Origin of the sequence: uncultured Roseibium sp. (assembly GCF_947494555.1) — a bacterium.
GTDB lineage: Bacteria > Pseudomonadota > Alphaproteobacteria > Rhizobiales > Stappiaceae > Roseibium.
Genome location: NZ_CANLVF010000001.1, coordinates 49,222 through 72,343, shown reverse-complemented (window position 1 = coordinate 72,343; position 23,122 = coordinate 49,222). Strand labels below are relative to the sequence as shown.

General features: G+C 56.9%; 12 protein-coding genes. 7 read left to right on the top strand and 5 right to left on the bottom strand.

Annotation, left to right across the window (positions count from 1 at the left end; translation table 11 throughout):
- Nucleotides 1–47: 47 nt before the first annotated feature.
- A complete protein-coding gene (locus Q0915_RS00295) occupies nt 48–1,163 on the top strand; it encodes an efflux RND transporter periplasmic adaptor subunit (RefSeq protein ID WP_299472393.1) in 1,116 nt (371 codons plus the stop codon).
- Nucleotides 1,164–4,220, top strand: a complete 3,057-nt coding sequence (locus tag Q0915_RS00290; protein WP_299472392.1) for an efflux RND transporter permease subunit — start codon at nt 1,164–1,166, stop codon at nt 4,218–4,220. It begins immediately after the preceding gene.
- Between the two features lie 8 nt (nt 4,221–4,228).
- Here Q0915_RS00290 and Q0915_RS00285 read toward each other — a convergent pair whose 3' ends face one another.
- Entirely contained in the window at nt 4,229–5,110 is an 882-nt protein-coding gene (locus Q0915_RS00285; protein ID WP_299472391.1) for a LysR family transcriptional regulator, read from the bottom strand.
- Between the two features lie 174 nt (nt 5,111–5,284).
- Between Q0915_RS00285 and Q0915_RS00280 the strand changes: the two genes are divergently transcribed.
- The 3 genes from Q0915_RS00280 (at nt 5,285) to Q0915_RS00270 (ending at nt 10,800) form a co-directional block, all read left to right on the top strand.
- Nucleotides 5,285–6,475, top strand: coding sequence for an alpha/beta fold hydrolase (locus Q0915_RS00280; protein WP_299474626.1), 1,191 nt, complete (start codon nt 5,285–5,287; stop codon nt 6,473–6,475).
- A 168-nt stretch (nt 6,476–6,643) separates the two neighbouring features.
- Nucleotides 6,644–10,087, top strand: a complete 3,444-nt coding sequence (locus Q0915_RS00275; protein ID WP_299472390.1) for a PAS-domain containing protein — start codon at nt 6,644–6,646, stop codon at nt 10,085–10,087.
- A gap of 5 nt (nt 10,088–10,092) precedes the next feature.
- Nucleotides 10,093–10,800 (top strand): response regulator, encoded by a 708-nt coding sequence (locus Q0915_RS00270; RefSeq protein ID WP_299474623.1) that lies wholly within the window; start codon nt 10,093–10,095, stop codon nt 10,798–10,800.
- A 60-nt stretch (nt 10,801–10,860) separates the two neighbouring features.
- On the opposite strand, the gene Q0915_RS00265 is transcribed toward Q0915_RS00270, so the two are convergent.
- Genes Q0915_RS00265 through Q0915_RS00250 form a run of 4 tightly spaced genes read right to left on the bottom strand, consistent with a single transcriptional unit; the run spans nt 10,861 to nt 16,474 of the window.
- The gene (locus Q0915_RS00265) at nt 10,861–11,589 is read right to left on the bottom strand and encodes a transglutaminase-like cysteine peptidase (RefSeq protein ID WP_299472389.1); all 729 of its coding nucleotides are present in this window, start codon (nt 11,587–11,589) and stop codon (nt 10,861–10,863) included.
- 35 nt (nt 11,590–11,624) lie between these two features.
- The gene (locus Q0915_RS00260; protein WP_299472388.1) at nt 11,625–12,929 is read right to left on the bottom strand and encodes an HlyD family type I secretion periplasmic adaptor subunit; all 1,305 of its coding nucleotides are present in this window, start codon (nt 12,927–12,929) and stop codon (nt 11,625–11,627) included.
- Complete coding sequence (locus Q0915_RS00255; RefSeq protein ID WP_299472387.1) at nt 12,916–15,192, bottom strand: type I secretion system permease/ATPase; 2,277 nt, start codon at nt 15,190–15,192, stop codon at nt 12,916–12,918. Before Q0915_RS00255 ends, Q0915_RS00260 begins: the two co-directional genes overlap by 14 nt.
- Entirely contained in the window at nt 15,170–16,474 is a 1,305-nt protein-coding gene (locus tag Q0915_RS00250; protein WP_299472386.1) for a TolC family outer membrane protein, read from the bottom strand. Before Q0915_RS00250 ends, Q0915_RS00255 begins: the two co-directional genes overlap by 23 nt.
- A gap of 390 nt (nt 16,475–16,864) precedes the next feature.
- On the opposite strand from Q0915_RS00250, the gene Q0915_RS00245 reads away from it, so the two are divergent.
- Together Q0915_RS00245 and Q0915_RS00240 are read left to right on the top strand one after the other, a co-directional pair.
- Entirely contained in the window at nt 16,865–20,854 is a 3,990-nt protein-coding gene (locus Q0915_RS00245) for a M10 family metallopeptidase C-terminal domain-containing protein (RefSeq protein WP_299472385.1), read from the top strand.
- A gap of 51 nt (nt 20,855–20,905) precedes the next feature.
- Entirely contained in the window at nt 20,906–23,122 is a 2,217-nt protein-coding gene (locus Q0915_RS00240; protein ID WP_299472384.1) for an adenylate/guanylate cyclase domain-containing protein, read from the top strand.

The window sequence follows — 23,122 nt, the reverse complement described above, 5'->3', positions numbered from 1 at the left end:
CGAGCTTTGCCGCAAGGTGCATCTCGCCAAGTCTGCGAGGTCGGTTCATGCGCGCGTCACTGCTGTTGGTGTTTGGTTTTTTCGTACTTATCGCATGTAGCCCGCAAGACGCAGACGCCCCGCCGAAGGAACCGCCCATAAGGGGGCTCCTCACCCTTAAGATTGAAGAAAGTTCGGAAAGTACGGAACGCAAGTACCCCGGCGTGCTTGAGCCTTCCGAAATAACGTCATTGTCCTTTGAGGTCGGTGGGAAACTGGGTGTCGTTGATCTCGCCGTTGGTCAACGGGTCGTGACCGGCGAACTTCTGGCGGTTCTCGACGACACCCAGTTTATCGTCTCGATCGAGAATGCCGAAGCCTCGGTTGCCGAAGCCGAAGCGCTCTTGAAACAGGCGCAGGATGACTTGGGACGTCAGGAAACGCTCTTCGAAAGAGGTGTGGTCTCGAAGGTGACGGTCGACGATGCCAGCACGGATGTTCAAACCCGTCGGGCCCAACTCGTACAAGCGCAAAAGTCATTGAACTCGGCTGAAGAAGACCTTGAAGACACCAAAATCGTCGCCCCGTTCGCCGGTATCATCAACAGTGTCGATGCAGATTCCTTTGCGACAGTCGCTTCGGGCAACGTGATCACGTCGATTTATGACGCAACGTCTTACGAGGTCTCTTTTTCCGTGAACTTCGACGTCGTCGCGCAACTCGTCGTTGGGACGCCTGCAACCGTCCGGCTCGCAGACGACCCTTCAGTCACCCTGAATACCGTCGTTAACGAGATCGGCGAACGTGCAGACACGGTTTCGTCTTTTCCGGTCATTGTCGAGTTGCGGGAGACCCATCCTTTGATCCGGGCCGGGATGGCGGTTGAGGTTTCCTTCGAATTCGCCCTTCCTGCAGATCAGGGTTTCCTTATCCCGATTACTGCGGCGATCAACGAAGGCCAGATCCCGGAAGACGCAGGTCCGGGAAGCGTGGTGCCGGTTCCCGTCTATGTCTTCGACAGCGACACAAGCACCGTCAAAAGACGGGAAGTGATCATGGCCGGCATTCGCGAAAACAAGCTCTTGATCATTGAAGGGCTTCAGCCCGGGGAGCGGATCGCGATCGCCGGGGTTTCCTTCCTGCGCGAGGGCATGCAGGTCAACCTGCTCGAGGCGGGCGAATAAATGGATTTCCTGACGCGTTTCGGACTGGAAAAGTCCCGCCTGACATACATGGTCATGTTCCTCATCGTGATCATGGGCGTGACGTCCTACCTCAATCTTCCAAAGCGCGCGGATCCGGCGATTACAATCCGGACGGCCGCAATCCAGGCAACGTTCGACGGGATGGCACCGCAACGTGTCGAAGATCTCATCGCGATCCCGATCGAGCGTAAAATCAGGGAAATCGGGGAGGTCGAAGATATTGAGACCATTATCACGAATGGTCAGGTCCTGATTTATACAGTCCTCTACGACACCGTGTCGGGCGCCGGAATCGAAGCTGCGTGGGAAGACCTGCGCAACAAGATGGACGATGTTGTTGTTGAGCTACCGGATGGCACGAGCGGCCCTTTCGTCAATACCGACTACGGCGATGTCGCCATTGCAACGGTAGCGCTGACGGGCGACGGCTTCGATCTCGCCTATCTTGAAGACGTGGCGGAAGATCTCCGCAAGGAGTTGTACCGTCTGTCGGGCATCACCAAAGTGACTTTCTATGGCGATCAGGAAGAACGCATCTGGCTCGATCTCGACACACGGAAGCTCGCTTCCGTCGGTGTTCAGCTCAATCAGTTGCTGGAGGACCTTCAAGCCCAGAACGTGATCCTGCCGGCAGGTCAGATCGATGCCGGCGGCACCAGCATTGTTCTGGAGGCAAATGGCGACCTCAGCTCGGTCGAGGAAATCCGGGGTGTCCTGACCAAGGTCAGCGACCTTTCAGGATATGTAAGGCTCTCCGATCTCGTTGACGTCAGGCGTGGTTACGTGGATCCGAAGGAGGCGCCGGTCTTTTTCAACGGCGAACCGGCTGTGCTCCTGAGTCTGGAAATGGCGGACGAAACCGACATCCAGATCCTGGGTGGTCAGCTCGCGGCGAAACTGACCGAATTCGAAAACACGCAACCGATCGGCATTTCGGTCAATACCTCAACGTTCCAGGAGACAAACGTAACGGCGTCCGTTTCAGGTGCACTCTCAAACGTGATGCAGACATTCGCCGTCGTTTTTCTGGCGATGCTGCTGTTTCTCGGCTTTAGGCCCGCGGTCGTCATTGCCAGCATTGTTCCGTTCACAATCGGCTTTGCCCTCACGAGCATGGGGCTCATCGGTGTGGATGTCGAACAGGTCTCGATTGCCGCGGTGATCATTTCGCTTGGGTTGCTCGTCGACAATGGCCTTGTGGTTGTCGAGGATATCGAGGGCAGGATCAACGCCGGTGAGACGCCACAGGAAGCGGCCATGGACGCCGGAGGTCAGTATGTCATTCCCCTGGCGGCAGCCTCCATCACGACGGTGTCTGCATTCATCCCGATGCTTCTCATGACTGGCACAGAAGGCGAGTTCGCCTTCTCACTCGGCGCTGTTGTCACCTCGATGTTGCTCGGATCGTGGCTGACCGCGCTCTATATCCTTCCCTTTCTCAGCGTGCGTATATTGAAAAAAAAGCCACAGCAGAAAACCGGCAAGTCCGGACTGATCCGTCTATACGGTGCCATGACGGGCAGGCTGCTTCCCTTCGGTATTCCGATCATCATCGTGACCTACGCGGCGGTCGCCTTCAGCGCGAGCCAATTCGCGCAAGTCAAATCGGAAATGTTTCCGCTGACGGAGCGGGCAGACTTTCTGATCTATATGGACATGCCCAAGGAGGCCGCCATATCCGAAACCGAACGCCAGGCGCTGGCCGTCAGCGAGTGGCTTCTTGATGAGACGGTCAACCCCGGCGTGGTTTCTGCGACCGTCTTTGTCGGTGAAGGCGGTCCAAGGTTCTATTTGTCCCTGGACCCTGCAGATCCTGACGCGGCAAGTGCCTTTTTCGTCGTCAATACGACAACATTCGAAGAAGCCAGGAAAGTTTCGGAACGGGCGCGGGACGTCTTTCTCGAACAGTTTCCTTCCGCGCGCTTTCGTGTAACCCGCCTGTCAAATGGCGGCGGCGAAGCCGGGCTCGTCGATGTCGAAATCAGTGGTTCCGACGCGGATACCCTTATGGCTGCCGGTGCTTCGGTCGAGGCCGCATTTGCGCAAGCCCCTGACATGGTCAAGAACGAAACGGATTGGGGCAACAAGGTGCTGAAGGTGGTCGTCGACATTGCGCAGGACAAGGCCCGCGAGTTCGGTGTCACTTCCGAAGAAGTATCGGGGGTGATGGAGTCCTATTTTTCGGGCACGACTTATTCGACATTCCGGGAGGGAGACGAACAGATCCCGATTGTCCTGCGTGCATCAAAGAGCAACCGCGACAGCGTCGAAGACCTTGCAAACCTGTCCATCGCCGCGAATGGCGAATTGATCTCCATTGATCAGGTCGCGGAATTCCGGCCCAGACTGGAATACTCCGAAATACGCCGCGAAAACCAGGTTCGGCAGATCATCATCTCGGCGAAAAGCAACAGTCTGGCGGCGGACGAACTTCTGGAACGCATTCAGCCGACACTGGATGCTCTCGATCTGAGCAAAGATTACACGATCAAGATCGGCGGTGAACTGGAAGACACCGCAGATGTGAACGCACAGCTTGGCGGTAACCTGCCCTATGCCGTCGGCGTGATGATCCTGGCGCTCGTGTTTCAGTTCAACTCCATCCGCCGCACGCTCGCAACCTTCATGACAATCCCGATCATTTTGATCGGCGCCCCCTTCGCACTGCTGTTGACCGACCGACCGATGTCTTTCTTCGCGATGCTCGGCCTGATGTCCCTGATGGGCATCATCATCAACAACGCGATTGTCCTCATCAATCAGATCGACCTCAACCTTGCGGAAATGGACATAAGAAATGCCATCATCAGCGCCGCCGAACAAAGGGCCAGACCCATCATCCTGACGTCGCTGACGACCGTTGGCGGTCTCATTCCAATGGCGATCAGCGGTGGTGCGCTGTTCGAACCGATGGCAACCGTCATGATTGGCGGACTGATCATCGCGTCCCCGGTCACGCTGATCTTTGTCCCGAGCGTCTGTTACCTCCTCATGCGCAACGAAAACTCGGCATCCGGAGCACCAGTTCCAGTATGAGGCGGAGCCTAGTAGTCCACGGTATCGACGGCATGTTCCTTCAGAAACTCCAGAAAAGTCTGGACCTTGGCACTTCTGTGCCGATCGACATGGGTCACAAGCCAGAGCTTCAGGCACCAGGCCGGATCCGACCTTGAGATCTGTTTCAGACCGGGCTGACGCGCCGCTCGCTCGCGTGGCAGGAACCCCAGTCCGACACCCGCCTCGATCGCATGAAACACACCGATAGGATCGTTGCTCACGAACGCAACGTTTTCCTCAGGCACCTGATTGCGCAGCCACGCGTAAAAATCCGGAAGATAGTCTTCATTGTCCGTAAGCGCCCATCTGTTTGTGGTAAAAAGGTCTTCCTTCACCACGTCGCCGTGGTTCTGCTCATAGGTCTGGCTACAATAGAGCCCGAACTGGATTGTCTTGAAGGGTTGAACCACATTGTCCGGCTCATCGGGTTCTCTGCCCAGCCGGATGGCCACATGCGCTTCACCATAGTCGAGCCGCAGGACGCGGCGCTCTGCAATGAACCTGACCGTGATCTGCGGATGGCACTTTTGAAATTCCCGGATCGTCGGCAACAAAAACAACAGAAGAGGACCGTCCGCCGTCAGGATGATGTCGCCGGTCAGCCCCGCCTCGCCGGACTTGGCACGCGTTGCAAACTGCCTGAATCGGTCATCGGCTTCAGCAGCGACATTCAGAAGGTCTGCGCCGACTTCCGTTGCCACATATCCCTTGGCGCTTCTGATAAAGAGTTTTTCACCGAGCATGGCTTCCAGACTGTCTATGTGTCGGATCACCGTTGCCCTGTGGATGTTCAAAACATCAGCCGTTGCGCTTACAGTTCCACATCTGAGAAGTTCGTATGCGGTGCGAATTTCGTTCCAGTTTTCCATGTTGCCTTTCGTCTTTTTGCGCACGGTATCTAACTGAATAGTCAAGCGTGTCAGCATCGCATTTTTGCGCATCCCCTGCGCATTTCATGACATTTACGCGCAGTTTGACCACTGTAAGATCTTCACCGGAGTGAGCAAGAACCCGGTGGGCGAAGGAAATGACCGTTGAAATCAATGCGGCGCATGATGCCTGACCCGGCATTCACCGCCGTGACCGAGCGGTTGGCACCCGCAACTTTTTTCACGCATTTAACCAGCGCTGCAATGGTCAAGGTCCGGCGGCATGCGTTGGCATCCCTGGCGGTGATGTGTCTCCTTCTTGTAGCCTGCGCCGGGGGCCCGGCAGAGTTCGCACTATACGATCCCGCCCCGGCACAAGGGTCCGTTGTTCCGATACTGGCTATCACGCCGCGCAAACCCGTCGACGATCCGAAGCTGCGCTATGGCGATGGGCGGAACTCTGATCTGTCCTATGCTGATATCGATGTTTGGGTCCCCGACGACCGCAAACTCGGCACAATCAAGCCGCCGTCACACACACCTGATCCGTCAAGCGAATTTGGTGTGACGGGCATTGATGAGGTCGCCTCCGAAAGCGATGCATTGGCGCGGATCAACGCCCAGCTGAAGCGATTGCCGCCGGATGATCGGATCGTGATGATCTTCATCCATGGCTACAATGTTTCCTATGTTTCCGGCATTTACAGGCAAGCGCAACTGATACACGATTTTGACCAGCCGGTTGTCGGCATTCATTATTCCTGGCCGTCAGCGGGCAAAACAAGTGCCTATCTATATGACCGTGACAGCGTCCAGTTTGCACGTGACGGACTTCAAAGAACCATCGAACTCGCCGCGAGAAGCAACGCCCGCACCGTGGCCGTTGTGGCGCATTCCATGGGCACATTGCTCACCATGGAAGCTGTCCGGCAGCTATCTTTGTCGAACAAAAAATCAGCTCTGAAAAGAATTAGCCCGCTGGTTCTGGCATCGCCCGATATCGACGGCGATGTCTTCAGGTCACAGATCTCCGTTATCGAACCCAAGCCGTCGCCGTTCGTCGTCTTGGCATCGCGCAAGGACAAGGCGTTGAAGATTTCTCGCGACTTGCGGGGGGGCACATCCCGCATCGGTCAGGGAGACGACATTGAAGCTTTGCAGGAACTCGGCATCACTGTTGTGGACCTGTCGGAAATCACCGACGGTCAGGACGGCGCTTCCCACGCAACTTTTGCTAACTCGCCGACACTCATCCGGCTGATCCAGTCAGGCGCGATTTCGCCAGCCAGCCTTCCTGAAAACAGGGAAGCCTTTGCCCGGCGTGTTGGTGATGGTGTCGCGGACATGCTGTTTCTGGGAAACTAGAACTTGTTTTTGCGCGCCTGAGCCTGCGTCATTGGGGCCGACACACCCGTTTTGATACAATTGATACATTCGGCAATGCCGAACTGATAAGCTCGCGCTGTATTCAGAGATGCCGGGCTTGCGGTTGATAATGATTAGCCTCGAGTTGGCAGGATAGAGTGGGAACAGATGCTTAGAACGCTCGAGGAAGGCGCCGACGGCAGTAACGCCGGTTCGAAGGCCAGCTCATCCGAATTGGCGATGCTGAAAGAGGTATCAGCAGCCTTGCAGGAAGGCTTTGCACTCTTCGACACCGGTTTCCGATTTCGGATGTGCAATGAGAAGTTTCTTGATCTTGCTCTCCCGGAGGGTTCTCAATATCCGGAAGCTGGCACCACTGCCGGCGACATTTTCTTCAGCACATTCTCAGCCGAGTGCTTTGTCTTTTCGAACGACATCGATATCGGCGCAATGAGTGCAACTGTCACTGATACGCTTCGTGAAGGCATCAACAAGGTTTCACTCAAGCGGCGGGACGGGCACCTTGTCACCCTGACCTGCAGCCGAACGGAAACGGGTGGGTATCTTGTATCGGCTCTCGACGTGACAAAGGAACGGCGGGCGGAGCCTGGCGAGAGAGAGCTTGCAAACGCGCGCTTGCGCGATGCCGTCGAGGCCTTGAATGAGGGTTTTGTTGTCTACGACCAGGACAAGCGCCTGCTGTATGCCAACAAGCGTTACGCCGAAATGCTCGGACCTCATAAGGAACGTCTTGTTCCGGGCGCTCCGATGCAGGCGATCGTCGGTGAAGCAATAGCAAGCGGACAGATTACCATCACGCGCGGTCCCGAGGACGGGCTGGCGGGGATATTCCGGGCATTGGAAGAGCAAAAGAGCGTGAAGCTCGAAGTTGCCGTCGCGGATAACACGCAACGCGAAATCACCGTCACCAGACTGAACGACGGCGGCCTCGTTGCAAATGTCATGGACATCACGGAACAACGAACGACGCAGGCCCGCGCGAGACAGTTGCTCAGTGACGCCATCGAAGGTGTCGACTTCGGCATTGCGCTCGTTGGTGACGATGAGAAACTGGTGTTTGCGAACAAGAAGTTCCGTGAACTCGGCGACCCGGACAATAACTTGCTGGTTGCAGGACGTTCCATGCGTGAAATCCACGCGGATGCCATCCGGACTGGACTGTTTCCACTACCTCCCGAGTTGGCTCCCGAGACCCTTCTCGATGAGCTGGATCAGACGATCCGGCAGGCACAGAAGGGATTTCCGATACCAAACAACCACGGCAGCACGCTTGTTGGAAACGTTTACGAAACAGCTCTACAGGGTCGGCTTCTGACGATCGAGGACGTAACGGGTCAGACCAGAGCGGAGCGCCTGTTTACCGATGCCGTTGCCCGTTTGCCGGTCGGTGTCGCAATCGAAGGTCCCGGAGGTCAGTTTACCCATTGCAATGATGCATTCGCGGCACCGTTCAACCTCACGGCAAAAGAGATCCTGGAATTGACCGATCTTGAGCGCATCGCAATCCTGGCACCACAGATCGCGACGATCAAAGGCAAACCGGTTGGCGATGCCGCTGCAGAGGCCTTCCGCAAGGCCGTAAGCCTGCAGCGCGCAACGCTGATGCCCATGGAGGTCAGCTTCAAGGATGGCCGGCATTACATTGTTGAACGTGCGGTAACCGGGGATGACGGCAGGGTCGTGGTCGTCACCGACACCACGGAGTTGAAAAAGGCTGAAACGCGAAGCCTGGAAGTGCTCAACGACGCCATTGAATCGCTTGACGAAGGGCTCGCGCTTTTTGACGCCGACCTGAACTTCGTCATGGGCAACCGAAAATATTTCGATCTCTATTTCAAAGATGTACCGCCTCCGGCCGGAAATGAGAACCTCGTGGCGATGATGGACCGCCTGTTTGACGCCGGGGTGCTCCTCGTCCCGGACGACACCAACAAGCAGGATTACATAAACCATCTGACAGGTCTTGTCGGCGTCTATACGAAAAACGAAACGATGAAGCTTGGAGACGGAACGATTTTGCTGGCCTCCGTTCACCAGACCGAACTCGATTGTTATCTGCTGTCTTTTACCGACATTTCCGAGCAGCGGAGAGCCGAAGAGGAACAGCGCGAATCCGATCTTCTTCTGCGAACAATTGTGGAGGCATGCCCTGCGAACTTTCTGGTCTCGCGCGTCGAGGACGGCAAGATCATCTATTGTCCGCCGGCGTCTCGTGAACGCTTCGGCTCGATTAAATCGACACTCAGCTTCTTCCTGCACCCGGACGACAGAACCAAATACCTGGACGCATTACTGCCGACCGGATCGCTGGACGACTACCGTGTGCAGTTCCGCCGGGCAGACGGCTCCATCATGCAAGGCCTGACCGCAGCCCGAGTAACGGACTACAAGGGCGAGGATGTGATCGTTTCGTCAACCCGGGACATCTCAGACCAACTCGCCATGCAGGAAGAGCTCCAGAAGCAGCGTGAAATTGCGCATCAGAACGAGAAACTGTCCGCTTTGGGCGAACTTCTGGCCGGTGTCGCGCATGAACTCAACAACCCGCTTTCCATCATCGTCGGCTACGCACAGATGCTGGAGGGCAAACTCGATGACCCTGTCCTGTCGAAACGCGTCGACCGGATCGCTCAGGCCGCCGACCGGAGCGCCAGGATCGTCAAGACGTTCCTGGCAATGGCGCGGCAGAAACCGGCAAAAATCGAGCAGCTGTCGCTCAATGAAATCGTCACCGTCGCGCAGGAGATCGCCGGCTACGGCCTGCGGGCGAATGGGGCCGCCTTACGCACGGACCTCGATGAAACACTGCCACTTGTTACAGGCGACGGAGATCAGTTGGTCCAGGTGTTCACCAATCTGATTGTAAATGCAGAACACGCTTTGGCTCCGAAAGGTGAAGAAGGCGCGCTCTTGCTGCGGTCGTTTTATGACAGCGAAAGCGACCAGTCCGTGATCGAGATACGCGACAATGGTCCGGGGATACCCGAAGACCTGCAGGCCCGGATCTTCGAACCTTTCTTCACAACAAAGGATGTTGGCGAAGGTACCGGCGTCGGGCTCGCTTTCAGTCACCGGATTATTGATACGCATGGTGGCGTTCTCGAAGTTGTTTCGCACCCGGATCAGGGGACAAGCATCTTTGTTCGCCTGCAATCGGTCGAAGCCAACACGAATTCGGATTTCGCATCCGAAGGTTCTGCTGAAAGCATCACGAAACGCAGGGTGCTGATCATTGACGACGAACCGAGCGTCGGCGAGCTGATCGGCGATCTCCTGACGGAAATTGGCTGCGAAACGACCCTTTGCGGTGATGCAAGAGAGGCACTCGACCGCCTTTCGGATGGTTCATACGACATGATCATCAGCGATTTCAAAATGCCCGGCATGAATGGCGAGGAGTTTTACAACGCCTTGTTGAAGACGATGCCTCAATATGCCGACCGGATAGGCTATGTCACTGGCGACTCAATGGGTAAAGCGGTCACACGCTTCCTGTCGCAAAGTGAGCGCCCATTCGTTGAAAAGCCGATTTCCAGTGCTGAGTTGGAGGCGCTGGTCAGGCGGCTTGATCCCGGAGAAAAACGGTCATGAATGCAATGCAGGACAACAGGCTTATTCTCGTCTGTGATGATGAACCGCACCTGAGAGAGATGGTCGCCGAGTATTTGAGCGAGCGTGGCTATGCCGTGATTGAGGCCTCAAGCGCTCCCGAGATGAAAGATAGCCTTGAGACCAACACGCCCGACTTGATCGTTCTGGATGTGAACATGCCCGGAACGGATGGCTTGACGGCTCTGCGTGAACTGCGGGCAACATCTGAAATCCCTGTCATCATGCTGACGGCCGCAAGCGAGGTGATCGACCGTGTCATCGGTCTTGAAATGGGCGCCGATGACTATGTAGGCAAACCCGTCGATCTCAGAGAGCTTGAAGCCCGGATCAAGGCGACCCTTCGCCGCCAGAACCTGGTCAACGCCGAGGTTGAGCAAAAGGAAAAAATGGGCGGCACTGTCGCCTTCGGAACCTGCCGGCTCGATCTTGACGGGGCAAGACTGTTTGGAAGCGGCGGCGATGAAATCCCGCTCACCGCCATGGAGTTCAGCTTGCTTCGGGTATTTGCGGAAAACCGGGGGCGCGTGCTCAACCGCGATCAGCTCCTGGAGCAGGCCCACGACAAGGACTGGGAACCTTTTGATCGCTCCATTGACCTGAGGATCTCAAGACTGAGACGAAAAATCGAGACCAATCCGACAAAGCCGGAAACGATCCGGACGGTTCGCGGCATCGGCTATGTCTTCGACTGATTGTCTTAAAGGCGGCACGTCGCACCATCGACACGGTATCTGCACCGCAAGCGCCGGCGATCACCTTACGAGATAGTACCCGCGGTCTGTCGCAATGGCGGCAAGGGTATCGCCTGTCATCGTGCGTTCCGACACCGGGTAGCGGTAACGGTTGTCCAGAACCAGCGTTTGCCCCGCTTTGACCTGCAACGCCATATGGCCGGTTCCTGACGCCGTATGAAGTATGAGCAACTGCATGTCCGCCTCGCGGTAACCGGCAGAAATCAGAACAGCGCGTTTTAAAAGCACGTGGTCTTCACAATCCCCGGCTCCTAAGAGAAGCGTTGACAGGGGATTGGCCCAGTGATCATCGCCGGCGCTGTCATTCACGTACTCGATGGTGCTGGAAAACAGGCTTTGAACAAGGGCTGGTCGTTGCAGAGGGCGCACGGATTTGACGAGAGCAACGACGTTCGACCATGTCGCTGCGCGCGGATCGCGGCAGGCTCCTCTTGCGCAGGAATTGAGCCACGCGGCCTCGGCCTCAAGACGCGCTCTGGTCATGGCCCAGCGCCGTGCGAGAACCGTGTTGGAACTGTGTATCATTTCCTGTCCGGCGTCTGCCTGAACCGAGGCTTTGATCACCGGCTTGCGACCGGTTTCCGGCGCAGACCAGGTTAATTGAAGCGCAACATCGGCCGCGCGCTTGAACTCCACCGACTTCGCGGGAAGCACAGTTCCCACGAAGGCTGCAACTGCCAAAGTAAGCAAGAACACGAGTGCTCTTGAAAGATCACAAGCGGAACGCATCGACATCTGCCCTGTTCAGGCGCGCCGATACTTGCTTATCTTTCTCTTAGAGCTTCAGAGCGCGCCTTGATTATTGGCTTCAACAGATAGTCGAGTACCGTTTTATTGCCGGTTAATATCGACGCGCTTACAACCATTCCCGGCATTATTGGTAAACGGTTGCTTTCCGAACCGAGCCAATTCCGGTCTGTTCTCAAAACGACCCTGTAAAAAGTATTGCCGTCTTCACTTGTGATCGTATCCGCGCCGATGCGCTCCACCACACCGGGAAGGTCCCCGTAAACCGTATAGTCATACGCCGTTACGCGGACACGGGCGGACTGCCCCGGGAACAGGAAAGCGACATCCTGAGGACGGATCTGCGCTTCAATCAACAGCGTGTCGTCGAGCGGAACGATTTCCGAAATGCTCTCGCCCGGAGACACGACCGCCCCGATGGTCGCTACCGAGAACTTGTTGAGGATGCCGCGCACCGGAGCCCTCAGGACAGTCCGTTGCACTTTGTCTGTCGCGGATTTGATGGTCTCATCAAGAACAGTCAGCTCGTTAAGCGTTTGTGTCAGGTCCCCGTGCGCTTGTGCGCGGAAGCCCAGCACCGCACTTTCCAGACGGGCGGATGCTTCGGTGATGGCCGCTTCGGAGCGCGGAATGGAAGCATTCAGCAACTCGACTTCGAGCTTGCCCCCCTGAGCTTCCCGTTCAAGCCGCAAAAGATCCATCTTGGGATAGGCGCCGGCGGCCGACAGTTGCCGCGCACTCTCCAGCTCCTCGTTCAACAGCTCGGAAGACAGCTTTACACTGACAAGCCGTGTTTGGAGTTCCACCTTCTCCAATTGTCTTTGAGACAGTTGCTGCTCGATAACCGAGAGTTCCTGATTGAGTGCCGCTTCACGGGCATTGAACAACGCAAGTTCGCGCGCCAGCGCCTGTTCGTTCGTGCCATCTTCCAGCACGAGAGGTTTTCCCTGGGCTTCCGCATCAAGGCGCCGCGCGCGCATCACCAGTGCGCGTCTTTGCTGCTGAAGCTCTCCCAGATTGGCGGCAAAGCCAGTATCGTCGATCCTGACCAGCGCCTGGCCGGCCTCGACGACATCTCCTTCGCGAACATGGATTTCAGCGACGAGCCCGCCTTCAAGAGACTCCACGACCTGGATCTGACTTGATGGAATGACACGCCCATCGCCCGTTGTGACTTCTTCGATCTTGGCAAAATAAGCCCAGGTGGCAAGTGCGCCGAGCAAAAAGAGCGCAGCGCATAAAATGCCCCAGATCCCGGCATTGCTGCGTTGATCGAGCGCAGCCCGCACATCGTTTGCAAAGCTCTCATCAAGCCGGGGCATGACCGCCTCCCGAACCGGACGCCTGCGCCTTGTAACCTGCCTGGGCGCCTGCCTTAAGTCGCGCGACAACGACGTCCTTCGAACCGTCCATAATCAGCTTGCCCTTGTCGAGCAGCAGGATACGGTCGACCAGATCGAGCGGTCCATCCCGATGGGTGGCGACAAAAAGCGTGATCCCTTCGTCCGCAATCTGTTTCAGGCGGTCGCAGAGCTGTCTTTCCGACATGACATCGAGATAGGCAGTGGGTTCGTCCAGGCAAATGATGCTCGGCGACCGGATCAGGCATCTGGCGAGCGCAACTGCTTGCCTCTGTCCGCCGGACAAACTGCGGCCACGTTCCTCGATATGCATCTCCAATCCGTCCGGATGATGCGATGAAAAGAAGTCAACTCCGGCAAGGTGAACCGCCCGCTCCAGTTCCTGCGCGGAGGCGTAGGGAGCACCGATGAGTATGTTTTCGCGCAAGCTCCCGGTAAACAGTTCGGCGTCTTGGAGACACAGACCGACGGTCGCTCTCATGTCGGCGGCCGAATACTGTCGCGTGTCGGCGCCCCCGAGCGAATAGGTCCCGGATTGGGGCTCGTACAAACCCGACAAGATACGCACAAGCGAACTCTTACCGGAACCGACGCGCCCTATGACGCCTATTCTGTCACCGCTTTTCGCAGAAAAACTCACATTGTCCAACGCCAGCACCGAGTTGCCAGGATATGTAAGCGAAACGCCTTCAAACACGATCGAAGCCTTGTCCGGCGCAGCGACGCCACGCGCGGTAAATCCCGCCTCGGTTTCGCATTTCATGAGCCCATCAAGACTTTTGAGCGCGCTCCGGGCGTGAAGAAGACGCGCAAGCGTCTGCGAAATGTTGTTCAGCGGTGCAAGGACACGCCCCGCCAGGATATTCGCGGCAATCAGGGCGCCGACCGTAATTCGGCCATCGAGAACAAGAAAGACCCCCCAGACCACAATCACGATGGAAACCAGCTGGAATACGACAGAGGTAAACGACGATGCCACGTTGGCCCAGTATCTGGCCGCTGTGGTCGAACGGCTCGCTGCCGCAACCGCCCGGTCCCAGTGCCGGCGAAACCAGCTTTCCGCGCCGCTTACCTTGATCGTTTCCAGTGACGAAACGGTTTCGACAAGAAGTGCCTGGCGGCGTGCGGCATCCCTCTGGCCGTTTTCGAGCGCCCGCGAGAGCGGAAATTGAACAAAACCCGTCACGGCGATCACAACCGGCACTGCGAGTGCCGGCACCCACGCGAGCGGTCCGACCAGGAACCACATCACCCACACGAACACGCCGATGAAAAGAAGGTCGGTCACGGCGATCACAGAGGATGACGTCAACGCATCGCGCACCGAATCCAGATCGCGAACCTGATTGGCAACGGCACCTGTAGACGCGGGCCTCCCTGACATCTTCAAGCGAAGGAAGTGATCGAACATGCGCCCGGCAACTGCCATGTCGACCCGCCGTCCTGTTTCGTCGACGATCTTCATACGCAGCATCTTGAAGACAAAATCAAACAGGAACGCGATCAGGACACCGAGCGTAAGCACCCAGAGCGTTGAAATCGCCAGGTTCGGGATGACCCTGTCATAGACATTCATGATGAAGAGCGGGCTGGCGAGTGCCAACAGATTGCCGATCAGCGCTGCGATGACAACTTGCGTGTAATTCGGCCAGAAACGGCGAACCGCGGACCAGAACCAGTCCCTGGGTGTCTGCGCTTCCGATTTCTGATGGCCGCTTTCTTGTTTCAGGCTGACAAAAGCAACGACGGGATGCTTCTTACCCGTAAGCTTTGACAGCGCAACGCTCCGGGAGCCGCCTGGCAGGAAGGGTGCGCGCACGTGCGCGGTTCCGTCCACACGGTCTATTTTTTCCACGACAACAGCCGGCTCACCTTCCTGCAACACGATGATCGGAAGGGTAACAATCGGAACGGTCGCAACGTCACGCTGCTCGATCCGCACCTCAAGTCCGAGCCGGTCTGCAGCCTCTGGAAGACAACTGACAGGAAGTCCCGTGGCATCGACCGGCAGGCCGCGCAGCAGTTCAGCTGAATTGGCGACGCGTCCGTGGTACCGGACGATCCAGTTCAGGGCTTCCAGTAGGCCGTTGCCGGTCTGCTCATTCGCATTGGTGGGTTTTGAACCCTCTTCGGCTGCAGAAGAACCGTCTCGGCGCTGTTCCAGGCGGATTGTCTGCTCTCCTCCATCCACGGCGATTGCCTCACCACTTTCGCAGCGGTTCAATCAAACCTCTCGACCCGACGAACCAGGGAACTTCAGCCGGCCCTGCCTGGCTCTCAGGTGGTGCGCTCACGCCCACCGAAGACAGAAGGCTGCCGGTCGAGGCCAGAAGCCGATAGCGTGAAAATATGGCAATCGTCTGCGAGCTGATCAGTTGAACGCGGGACGTAAAGGCGGAATTCTGTGCGATCAGAAGATCCAGCAGATCACGCAGTCCTGCTTCATATTCCTTTTCATAGCTCACGATAACCGCCTCAGCGGCTACCGTCTGCTCCCCCAATGCCTTGAGACGGATGTCATTGGTAACGATGTCACTCCAGGATCGGCGCACACTTTCGTCCACGGTACGGCGCAGGTGATCCAGTTGCAGCTTGCTTTCGGTCACCTTTTCACCAAGCTGACGCCGCCGGCTGGTATCTATCGTCCCGTTGAACAGATTCCAGGACATGGTCATGCGAACAGCAAATTCATTGTTTCTGCCCGGCGTTCCATCCAGGTCTTCGCCCACGGATGCAACACCCTCCACACCCAGATTGGGCAGGAACAAAGATTGCGACTTATCGTAGTCGGCTGTTGCTGCATCGACATCAGCAGACCCGGCTCGCAGAGAAGGATGATTGCCCCGCGCCGTCGCGATTGCATTGGCCTGTGATCCCGGCATCGACTTGGGTCTGCGAGGCGTTTTAAGCATGGGCGGCGCAAGACCGATCACGCTTTCAAACCGGGCATTTGCGGCTCCCAGCTCTCTTAAGACATCCGCTCGCACAGCGTGTACGGCTGCAACACGTTCTTCCGCCTGCCTCAATTCGCTTTCAGTCGCAGATCCGCCCTGGACTTTCGCGCGCACAATCCCGAGCAGCCGAACATGCTGCCGGATATTCTCTTCGGCAGCCGCCAGGATACGGTGATGCCGGTACACATCCAGAAACGCTTCGGCAGCATCCAGTCCGATCAGTTCGGCACGTTCCATGACGCGGGCCGCCGAGCCATCGACCCGTGCAGCTTGACGGTAAATCTCGTTCGCCCTCGAGAACCCGTCGAAAAAGACCTGCCTTGCGGTCAATGTCGCATCTCTTGCGTTCCGCCATTCGCGATTATCGGTAACTTCGAGTGAATTGGGCCGGTCGATGTATTGCGCGCCGAACGAGGCGTCGAGGTCCACTTTGGGAAGATAGGCACCTTTCGCCTGATCGTATTCGTGATCGACGGAACGTCGATTGGCCGCGGCGGCCAGAACCTGGGGATTTGTGGTAACTGCTCTGGCAATGGCTTCGTCTAGAGTCATGGCCGATACGCGTGGTGAAACAGCAACCGTAAAGGCAATCAGAAGCGAGAAAAGAAAAACCAGTCGACGACCGCAGTGAAACGGAAGCGAATATTTGCCGGACACTTTATTCAATACAAACTCAAGTTGAGTTTTGTGCGACATTCTACCCTGCCCAACACCCGCCAACTAAGTCTATCGGAAAAGAATTTCCAACAGAAACAACCTTACCCAACGGCACGCTTTCGACCTGCCACAGCTGAAAGCGTATATTATTCAACCCACTCAATAACCATAACGCAGTTTATTTGGACGCAGCAAAGATTTTTTGTTAAAAAAGTGCTAAGGCCCCTGATAGCGTTTTAACTTTCGATTTGCTGTAGTTCTTAACCATACCGGTGAGCGTGGAACGTGTCTAAAATTCCGGATATCGGGATTAATCTGCCAGCAACTGCAAAAACAGCGGTTGTGGATGCCTCAGAAACCCTTGCGCCAATCGCGAATACATCCCTTGTTTTTCAGGGCGACTTTACGCGAGCGGGGCCAGATCTTCTGATCGCGCATCCCGAACACGGCTCCCTGATGATCCTGAACTATTTCAGGCAGACGCAGCCACCGGATCTTGTCACCACGGACGGTCCCATTCTTGACGGCGAAACCGTTGCAAGACTGGCAGGTCCGCTTGCGCCTGCACAATTCGCGCAGGCAGGAACGGGCCTTGCTGCGGCGCCCATCGGCAATGTTCAATCCTCGGAAGGAACGGTTACCGCACAGCGAGCGGATGGCTCGACGGCAACACTCACTGCCGGCGATCCCGTCTTTCAGGGAGACGTCGTTCAAACCGGCGACGGGTCTTCACTGGTTATCGTTTTCGTTGACGAAACCCTGTTTACGCTCTCCGCTGATGCCAGGATGGTTCTCGATGAACTGATCTACTCGCCGGGCGGCTCTGACAATTCCATGGTGATGAACCTGGTTCAGGGGAGTTTCGTTTTCGTTACCGGGCAAGTCGCGCCGACAGGCGACATGCGCGTCGAAACGCCGACGGCCACCATGGGGATCCGGGGCACGACGCCAATAGTGCAGATCAGTTCCCTGGATGGTGCAACCCGTTTTGCGCTTGCCTTCGATCCGGGTGGGCAACTGGGGTCTTATCAACTGTTCGACCGGGTGACCGGTCAGCTGATCGGCACGGTAAACACAACCGACAGCACGTTCTTCGTTCCCTCCCCCGGCACGGCACCGATCATCACACCGCGAACACCATCTGAATTCGCAGCTGTGGAAGGTCAGCTGCAACAAGCCTATGCCGCATATGGCGCGGCAGGGCTCGGACAGCAGAATACCAATGACAATGACGGGCTGCAGGACGACACCGGACCGGGACAGACAGATGCAGGCCAGAACCAGATTGAGGGTGGCCCCGTTCCTGATCTCAGAACGCCGGATCTGTCACCACTTGGCAACGGTGGTGGTGGACTGTCCACCGACGGGCCTGCAGGTTCGAGCGGCGGCGGCGGATCGTCTCCGCTGGACCCCGGTGCTCCCCCGCCATCGAACGGCCGTCAGCAGCCCGGCAGCACGAACTCGCCGGACACAATCGACGACAGCGGCCTGCCGCCCTCGAGCAGCGATGATCTCCTTGTCTTTCTGCCACCTAATCTGGTCACCCAGGAAGACCAGTCGATCAACTTCAGCGGATTGAATGTCGAAATTCCGGGTGACGGCCAGGGTACCGTTACAATCGTCGCAAGATCGACCGTCACGCTGGCACAGGTTTCCGGACTGACCTTTCTTGTCGGTGATGGAATTGACGACAAGGAAGTCGCTTTCAGCGGCTCCGAAGCCGATATCAACGCGGCTTTGGCAAGCATCACTTACACGCCGTCACCGAACAGCGAGACCGGCGGTCTTTCGCTCACCGTCTTCGATGGCGAGACGACGCTGAGTGCGGATCTGCCGATCACAATCCAGCCGGTGGAAGATCCTCCGATTGTCTATGACATTGCCCTGAACGTCGACGAAAACGGCAGCGTCACCGCACCCTTTCTTGGGAGCGATCCGGACCAGGGCGACACACTCACGCTCTATGCGCTTTCGCCCCCGTCGCTTGGCAAGCTCGAGGTCTCGCCCGACGGCACATTCACGTTCGACACGAACGGTGATTTCGACAATCTGACGGCCAACACAACACAAGAAATCACGTTCCAATACGCAGCCGTCGACAATACAGGCCTCGTTTCGGAAATTCCGGCAACGGTCACGATCACGGTCACCGGCATGAACGACGCACCGGTGGCATCCGATTTCGCCCTGACGTCTCCGGGCAGCGGCAACAGTGGTTTCGACGACGGCTTTAGCGGCTGGCAGCAGGTTGCCGGCCCACAGCCAGGTCCAAACGGTGAGTTTATCGCCAACAATTACGACTACTCGTTCGACGTCGACCAGTCTGGCTTTTTCATTCCCGGCGACGACAACGTGGCCGTTGTCCAGTTCTCCGGCTGGCTGGACAGTTGGGGCGATGGACCCGGGCGGGGTACTGTCTTCGGCCCTTCTCTCATCAGTGATGACTTCAGCGCATTTGAAGGAGAGGTCGTCAGTTTCGAATACAGATCCTTTTTCTCGGTCGATGATGCCTACCACACCGCCGAATTGATCAATATCGACACCGGCGTGCGCAACCAGGTCTTTCTTGAACAGACCCCGGTCGGCACATTTGAGGATGCAAAGTCCATTGAGGTGCCGATCGAAATCTCCGGCACCTATCGCATCGAATTCAAGGTCGGCAGCTTTGATGCAAGCGACGGTGGTTCTCTTGGTGCGCGGCTGGCAATTGGAACAGCCGGTATCGTGGGCACCGACGTGTTGGCGGGTGGAACACAGTCCTTTTCGCAAGGCCGTTTTCTTCAAAATGCGTCCGACTCGGATGGAGACCCGATCACTCTGGAGAGTGTCTCTGCCACGAGCACCTTTGGCGCCGCCGTTTCAATAGAAAACGGTACGGTTGTCTATAACACCGGCAATGCATTTGACTTTCTCACGCCCGGCCAAACGGTCACCGACACTTTTCAATATACGGTAAGCGATGGCAATGGCGGGTTTGATACGGCAACGGCCTCGGTCGATGTCGTCGGTGCAGGATTTCGGGCAGGTAGCGCAGCGCTGGCCTACGCGCCTGTGTCCGACCGGAGCGCAGCTGCACCTCAATCCCTGACGCCGGTCGTTTTGAGCGCACCCGCAAACGGCATTGCACTTAACGATGTTCTTCCGTCGAACGCGGTCAGCTATTCCTTTCCCTCCGTCTCGCAAACGGGCAATAACCTGACAAGTTACACGCCCGCCCAACAGATGGCGGCGGTTGCCGCACTGTCTCTTTGGGCCGACGTCTCCGGACTGACGATCTCTGAGGCAAGTGCCTCCGAACCCGCCACGGTCAGGTTCGTGAACTCGACAGACGTTGCCTTTGCGGAGACATTTGACACCGCTGCCGGAAGCACGATCATTACGAACCCCGATGTCGCCGAAACCCTGTCGCCCGACGCCGGCACCTACGGATTTCAAGCGCTTCTGCATGAGACCGGCCATGCCCTCGGCCTGGAAAACGCCCCCGCTTCAATCACCCAGACCCAAAGTGTCATGTCATCGGTGACGCCAGACTCCATCGGCATCAGCTGGTGGAACGAAAACGGTGTCTGGATCTATGCCCAAAGCCCAATGGTGGAGGATATTGCGCCAGTTCAGCAGGCCTACGGGATCAATCCTCAAACCCGCTCCGGCGATACCGTCTACGGCTTCAACAGCACCGAGACCGGATCGATTTATGATTTTGCAGCGAACGAAGACCCCGTTTTGACCATCTACGATGCGGATGGTGTCGACGTTCTTGATTTCTCCGGCTGGGATGCGCCCGCGATCATTGATCTGAACCCGGGTGCATATTCATCGGTCAACGGCATGACCAACAACATCGGCATCGCGTATGGCACAACAATCGAAAAGGCTATCGGAGGCGCGGGCAATGATCTCCTGATTGGCACCGATCTTGGCGAAACGCTCGATGGTGGCGCTGGACTTGATACTCTGGTCGGCGGTGGTGGTGCCGATACCTTCGTTCTGTCCCATGACGACTTTGCGGACATCATCGCCGATTTTGAAGTTGGCGAAGACCGGCTTGATCTGTCGTCACTCTTGGAAGCCAACTTCAATACCGCCGACGTCGGCGACTATGTTCAGGTGGAGCGAAATGGCGACGACGCGGTTTTGAGCGTCGATAAAGATGGTACTGGCGGAACGTCCGACTTCAGGGACGTCGCAGTACTTCAATCGGTCCAAGCGGGGGGGATCATTGACTTTGTCTTTTCAGATAACGGGGTTCAGGCGACCGACAGCGTCGCGGCATGACCCACGCACGGCCGCTTTTTGGTATTCGCCTCTGACCTGTCCTTCTGCTGAATGAGACGATTGATTGGAAAACTGAACTCGGTTTTCGGCGGCGCGCGCCTGTCCGCCCTTTTGCTGCTTCTTTTCCTGCTTGCTGTGCGTGTCATCGACCCCTACGTCGTCGAACTCATCCGCCTGAAAACCTTCGACTACTATCAGGTTCTCAAGCCGCGCGATTTTCAAAAACTTCCGGTCGCGATCGTCGACATCGACGAGAAGAGCCTTGCCGAACTCGGGCAGTGGCCCTGGGCCCGCTCCACATTGGCGACAATCCTGCAGAATATTGCACAAGCCGGCGGTGTCGCGGTGGCTTTTGATATTGTCTTCCCCGAGCCGGATCGATTGTCGCCAGACCAATATAGCAAGTCCGTCGGCGGACTGAGCGAAGCGCTGCGGCAGGAGTTGGCCGCCTTGCCCAGCACCGACAGGATCATGAGCGACACCATGCGCCGGATGCGTGTCGTTGTCGGCCAGGCCGGCGGGGTCGATTTTGTCGAGACCGACCGAAACGAACAGGTTCAAACCCCCGTTGCGCTTCTCGGTCCGGACCCCAAAAAATACATGTTCGAGTATCCGCAGCTCCTCAGGAATATCGAACTTCTTGAAGATGCCGCTGCCGGCAAGGGACTTTTTTCCATCTACCCTGACCCGGACGGGATTGTTCGGCGGGCTGCGCTGACCGTCATTGCGGACGGAAAGATCCAACCTGCCCTAAGCGTGGAGCTTCTGCGCGTTGCGACCGGACAAGACGCATTTGCGGTCAAAAGCGACGAAGCGGGTATTTCATCCGTTGTCGTCGGCGGTGCGGAGGTCCCCACGGATCGAAACGGACGAATCTGGGTCCACTATACGCCTTCCAATCCGCTGCGCTTTGTCTCTGCTTCCGACATTGCAAATGGCACATTTGACCCCGCGCGCATTCGAGACCATCTCGTTCTGGTCGGCCCATCGGCCACCGGATTGCTCGACCTGAAGGCAACGCCCCTCAATCCCACTATGCCGGGCGTCGAAGTCCATGCACAAATTCTGGAAAACATCCTGAGCGGGTCTTTTCTGAAACGTCCCAATTACGCTCTCGGTGCAGAACTCGTAGCCGCGGCGGTCCTGTCACTGCTGACGATCATTCTGGTTCCCATTCTCGGCGCACTCCCGGTAATGGCGTTTGGATTTGTCCTGGCAGCGAGCTGGGTGGGGGGCAGCTGGTATCTTTTTTCCAGTGAAAAGCTGCTGCTTGATGCCATCTATCCGCTTTTCACCAGCCTGAGCGTGTTTTTTCTTCTGGTCTTCATCAACTACCGCCGCGAAGAGATTCAGCGCCAGGAAATCCGGTCCGCCTTCGCGCAGTATCTGGCACCGGACTACGTTGAACAGATCGCAAAAAATCCAGAGAATCTCGCTCTTGGCGGCGAGCGGCGCAAAATGACGATCCTGTTTTCCGATGTTCGAAATTTCACCAACATTTCGGAGAGTTTTGCAGACAATCCGCAGGGCCTTACAGCGTTGATGAACCGGTTCCTGACCCCGCTTTCCAACGGCATCATGGAAAAACGCGGCACGATCGACAAATACATGGGCGACGCCATCATGGCGTTCTGGAACGCGCCCCTTGACGATGACAGCCAGGAAATCCACGCATGCGAGGCAGCCCTTTTGATGGTCCGGCGCATGCGCGCCATCAACGTGGAGCGCAAACAGGAAGCGGACACTGAAGGACACACTTTCTTTCCGTTGAACGTTGGCGTCGGCATCAACACCGGCGACTGTGTCGTCGGAAACATGGGGTCGGAGTTCCGCTTCGACTATTCGGTGCTTGGTGACTCGGTCAACCTTGCCGCAAGATTGGAAGGACAGACCAAGACCTATGGCGTTACGATCCTGATCGGCAACAACACCGCCCATAAGGTCATGGATCTCTTCGCCCTCGTGGAAGCCGACCTGATACGGGTCAAGGGCAAAAAGGAGCCGGAGCGGATCTACTGCCTTTTGGGCGATATGGACCTTGCGCTCAAGAACTCCTTCGCGATCCAAAAAGCAAGTTTCGAAAAAATGCTCCAGAACTACCGCGCGCAGAATTGGGACACGGCCTTGTCACACTGCGACGACGTGCAAAAGGACAGGGAAAACGAGCTTTCACGCCTCGCCGAAACGTTCCGGCTGAGGATCGAAGCCTTCAAGAAAACGCCGCCCCCAGCTGAGTGGGACGGCGTTTTCGTTGCCGAAACCAAGTAA

Coding starts and splice junctions, on each gene's coding strand:
- Q0915_RS00295 (WP_299472393.1), top strand. CDS start 48: ATGCGCGCGTCACTGCTGTTGGTGTTTGGTTTTTTCGTACTTATCGCA.
- Q0915_RS00290 (WP_299472392.1), top strand. CDS start 1,164: ATGGATTTCCTGACGCGTTTCGGACTGGAAAAGTCCCGCCTGACATAC.
- Q0915_RS00285 (WP_299472391.1), bottom strand. CDS start 5,110: ATGGAAAACTGGAACGAAATTCGCACCGCATACGAACTTCTCAGATGT.
- Q0915_RS00280 (WP_299474626.1), top strand. CDS start 5,285: ATGCGGCGCATGATGCCTGACCCGGCATTCACCGCCGTGACCGAGCGG.
- Q0915_RS00275 (WP_299472390.1), top strand. CDS start 6,644: ATGCTTAGAACGCTCGAGGAAGGCGCCGACGGCAGTAACGCCGGTTCG.
- Q0915_RS00270 (WP_299474623.1), top strand. CDS start 10,093: ATGCAGGACAACAGGCTTATTCTCGTCTGTGATGATGAACCGCACCTG.
- Q0915_RS00265 (WP_299472389.1), bottom strand. CDS start 11,589: ATGCGTTCCGCTTGTGATCTTTCAAGAGCACTCGTGTTCTTGCTTACT.
- Q0915_RS00260 (WP_299472388.1), bottom strand. CDS start 12,929: ATGCCCCGGCTTGATGAGAGCTTTGCAAACGATGTGCGGGCTGCGCTC.
- Q0915_RS00250 (WP_299472386.1), bottom strand. CDS start 16,474: ATGACTCTAGACGAAGCCATTGCCAGAGCAGTTACCACAAATCCCCAG.
- Q0915_RS00240 (WP_299472384.1), top strand. CDS start 20,906: ATGAGACGATTGATTGGAAAACTGAACTCGGTTTTCGGCGGCGCGCGC.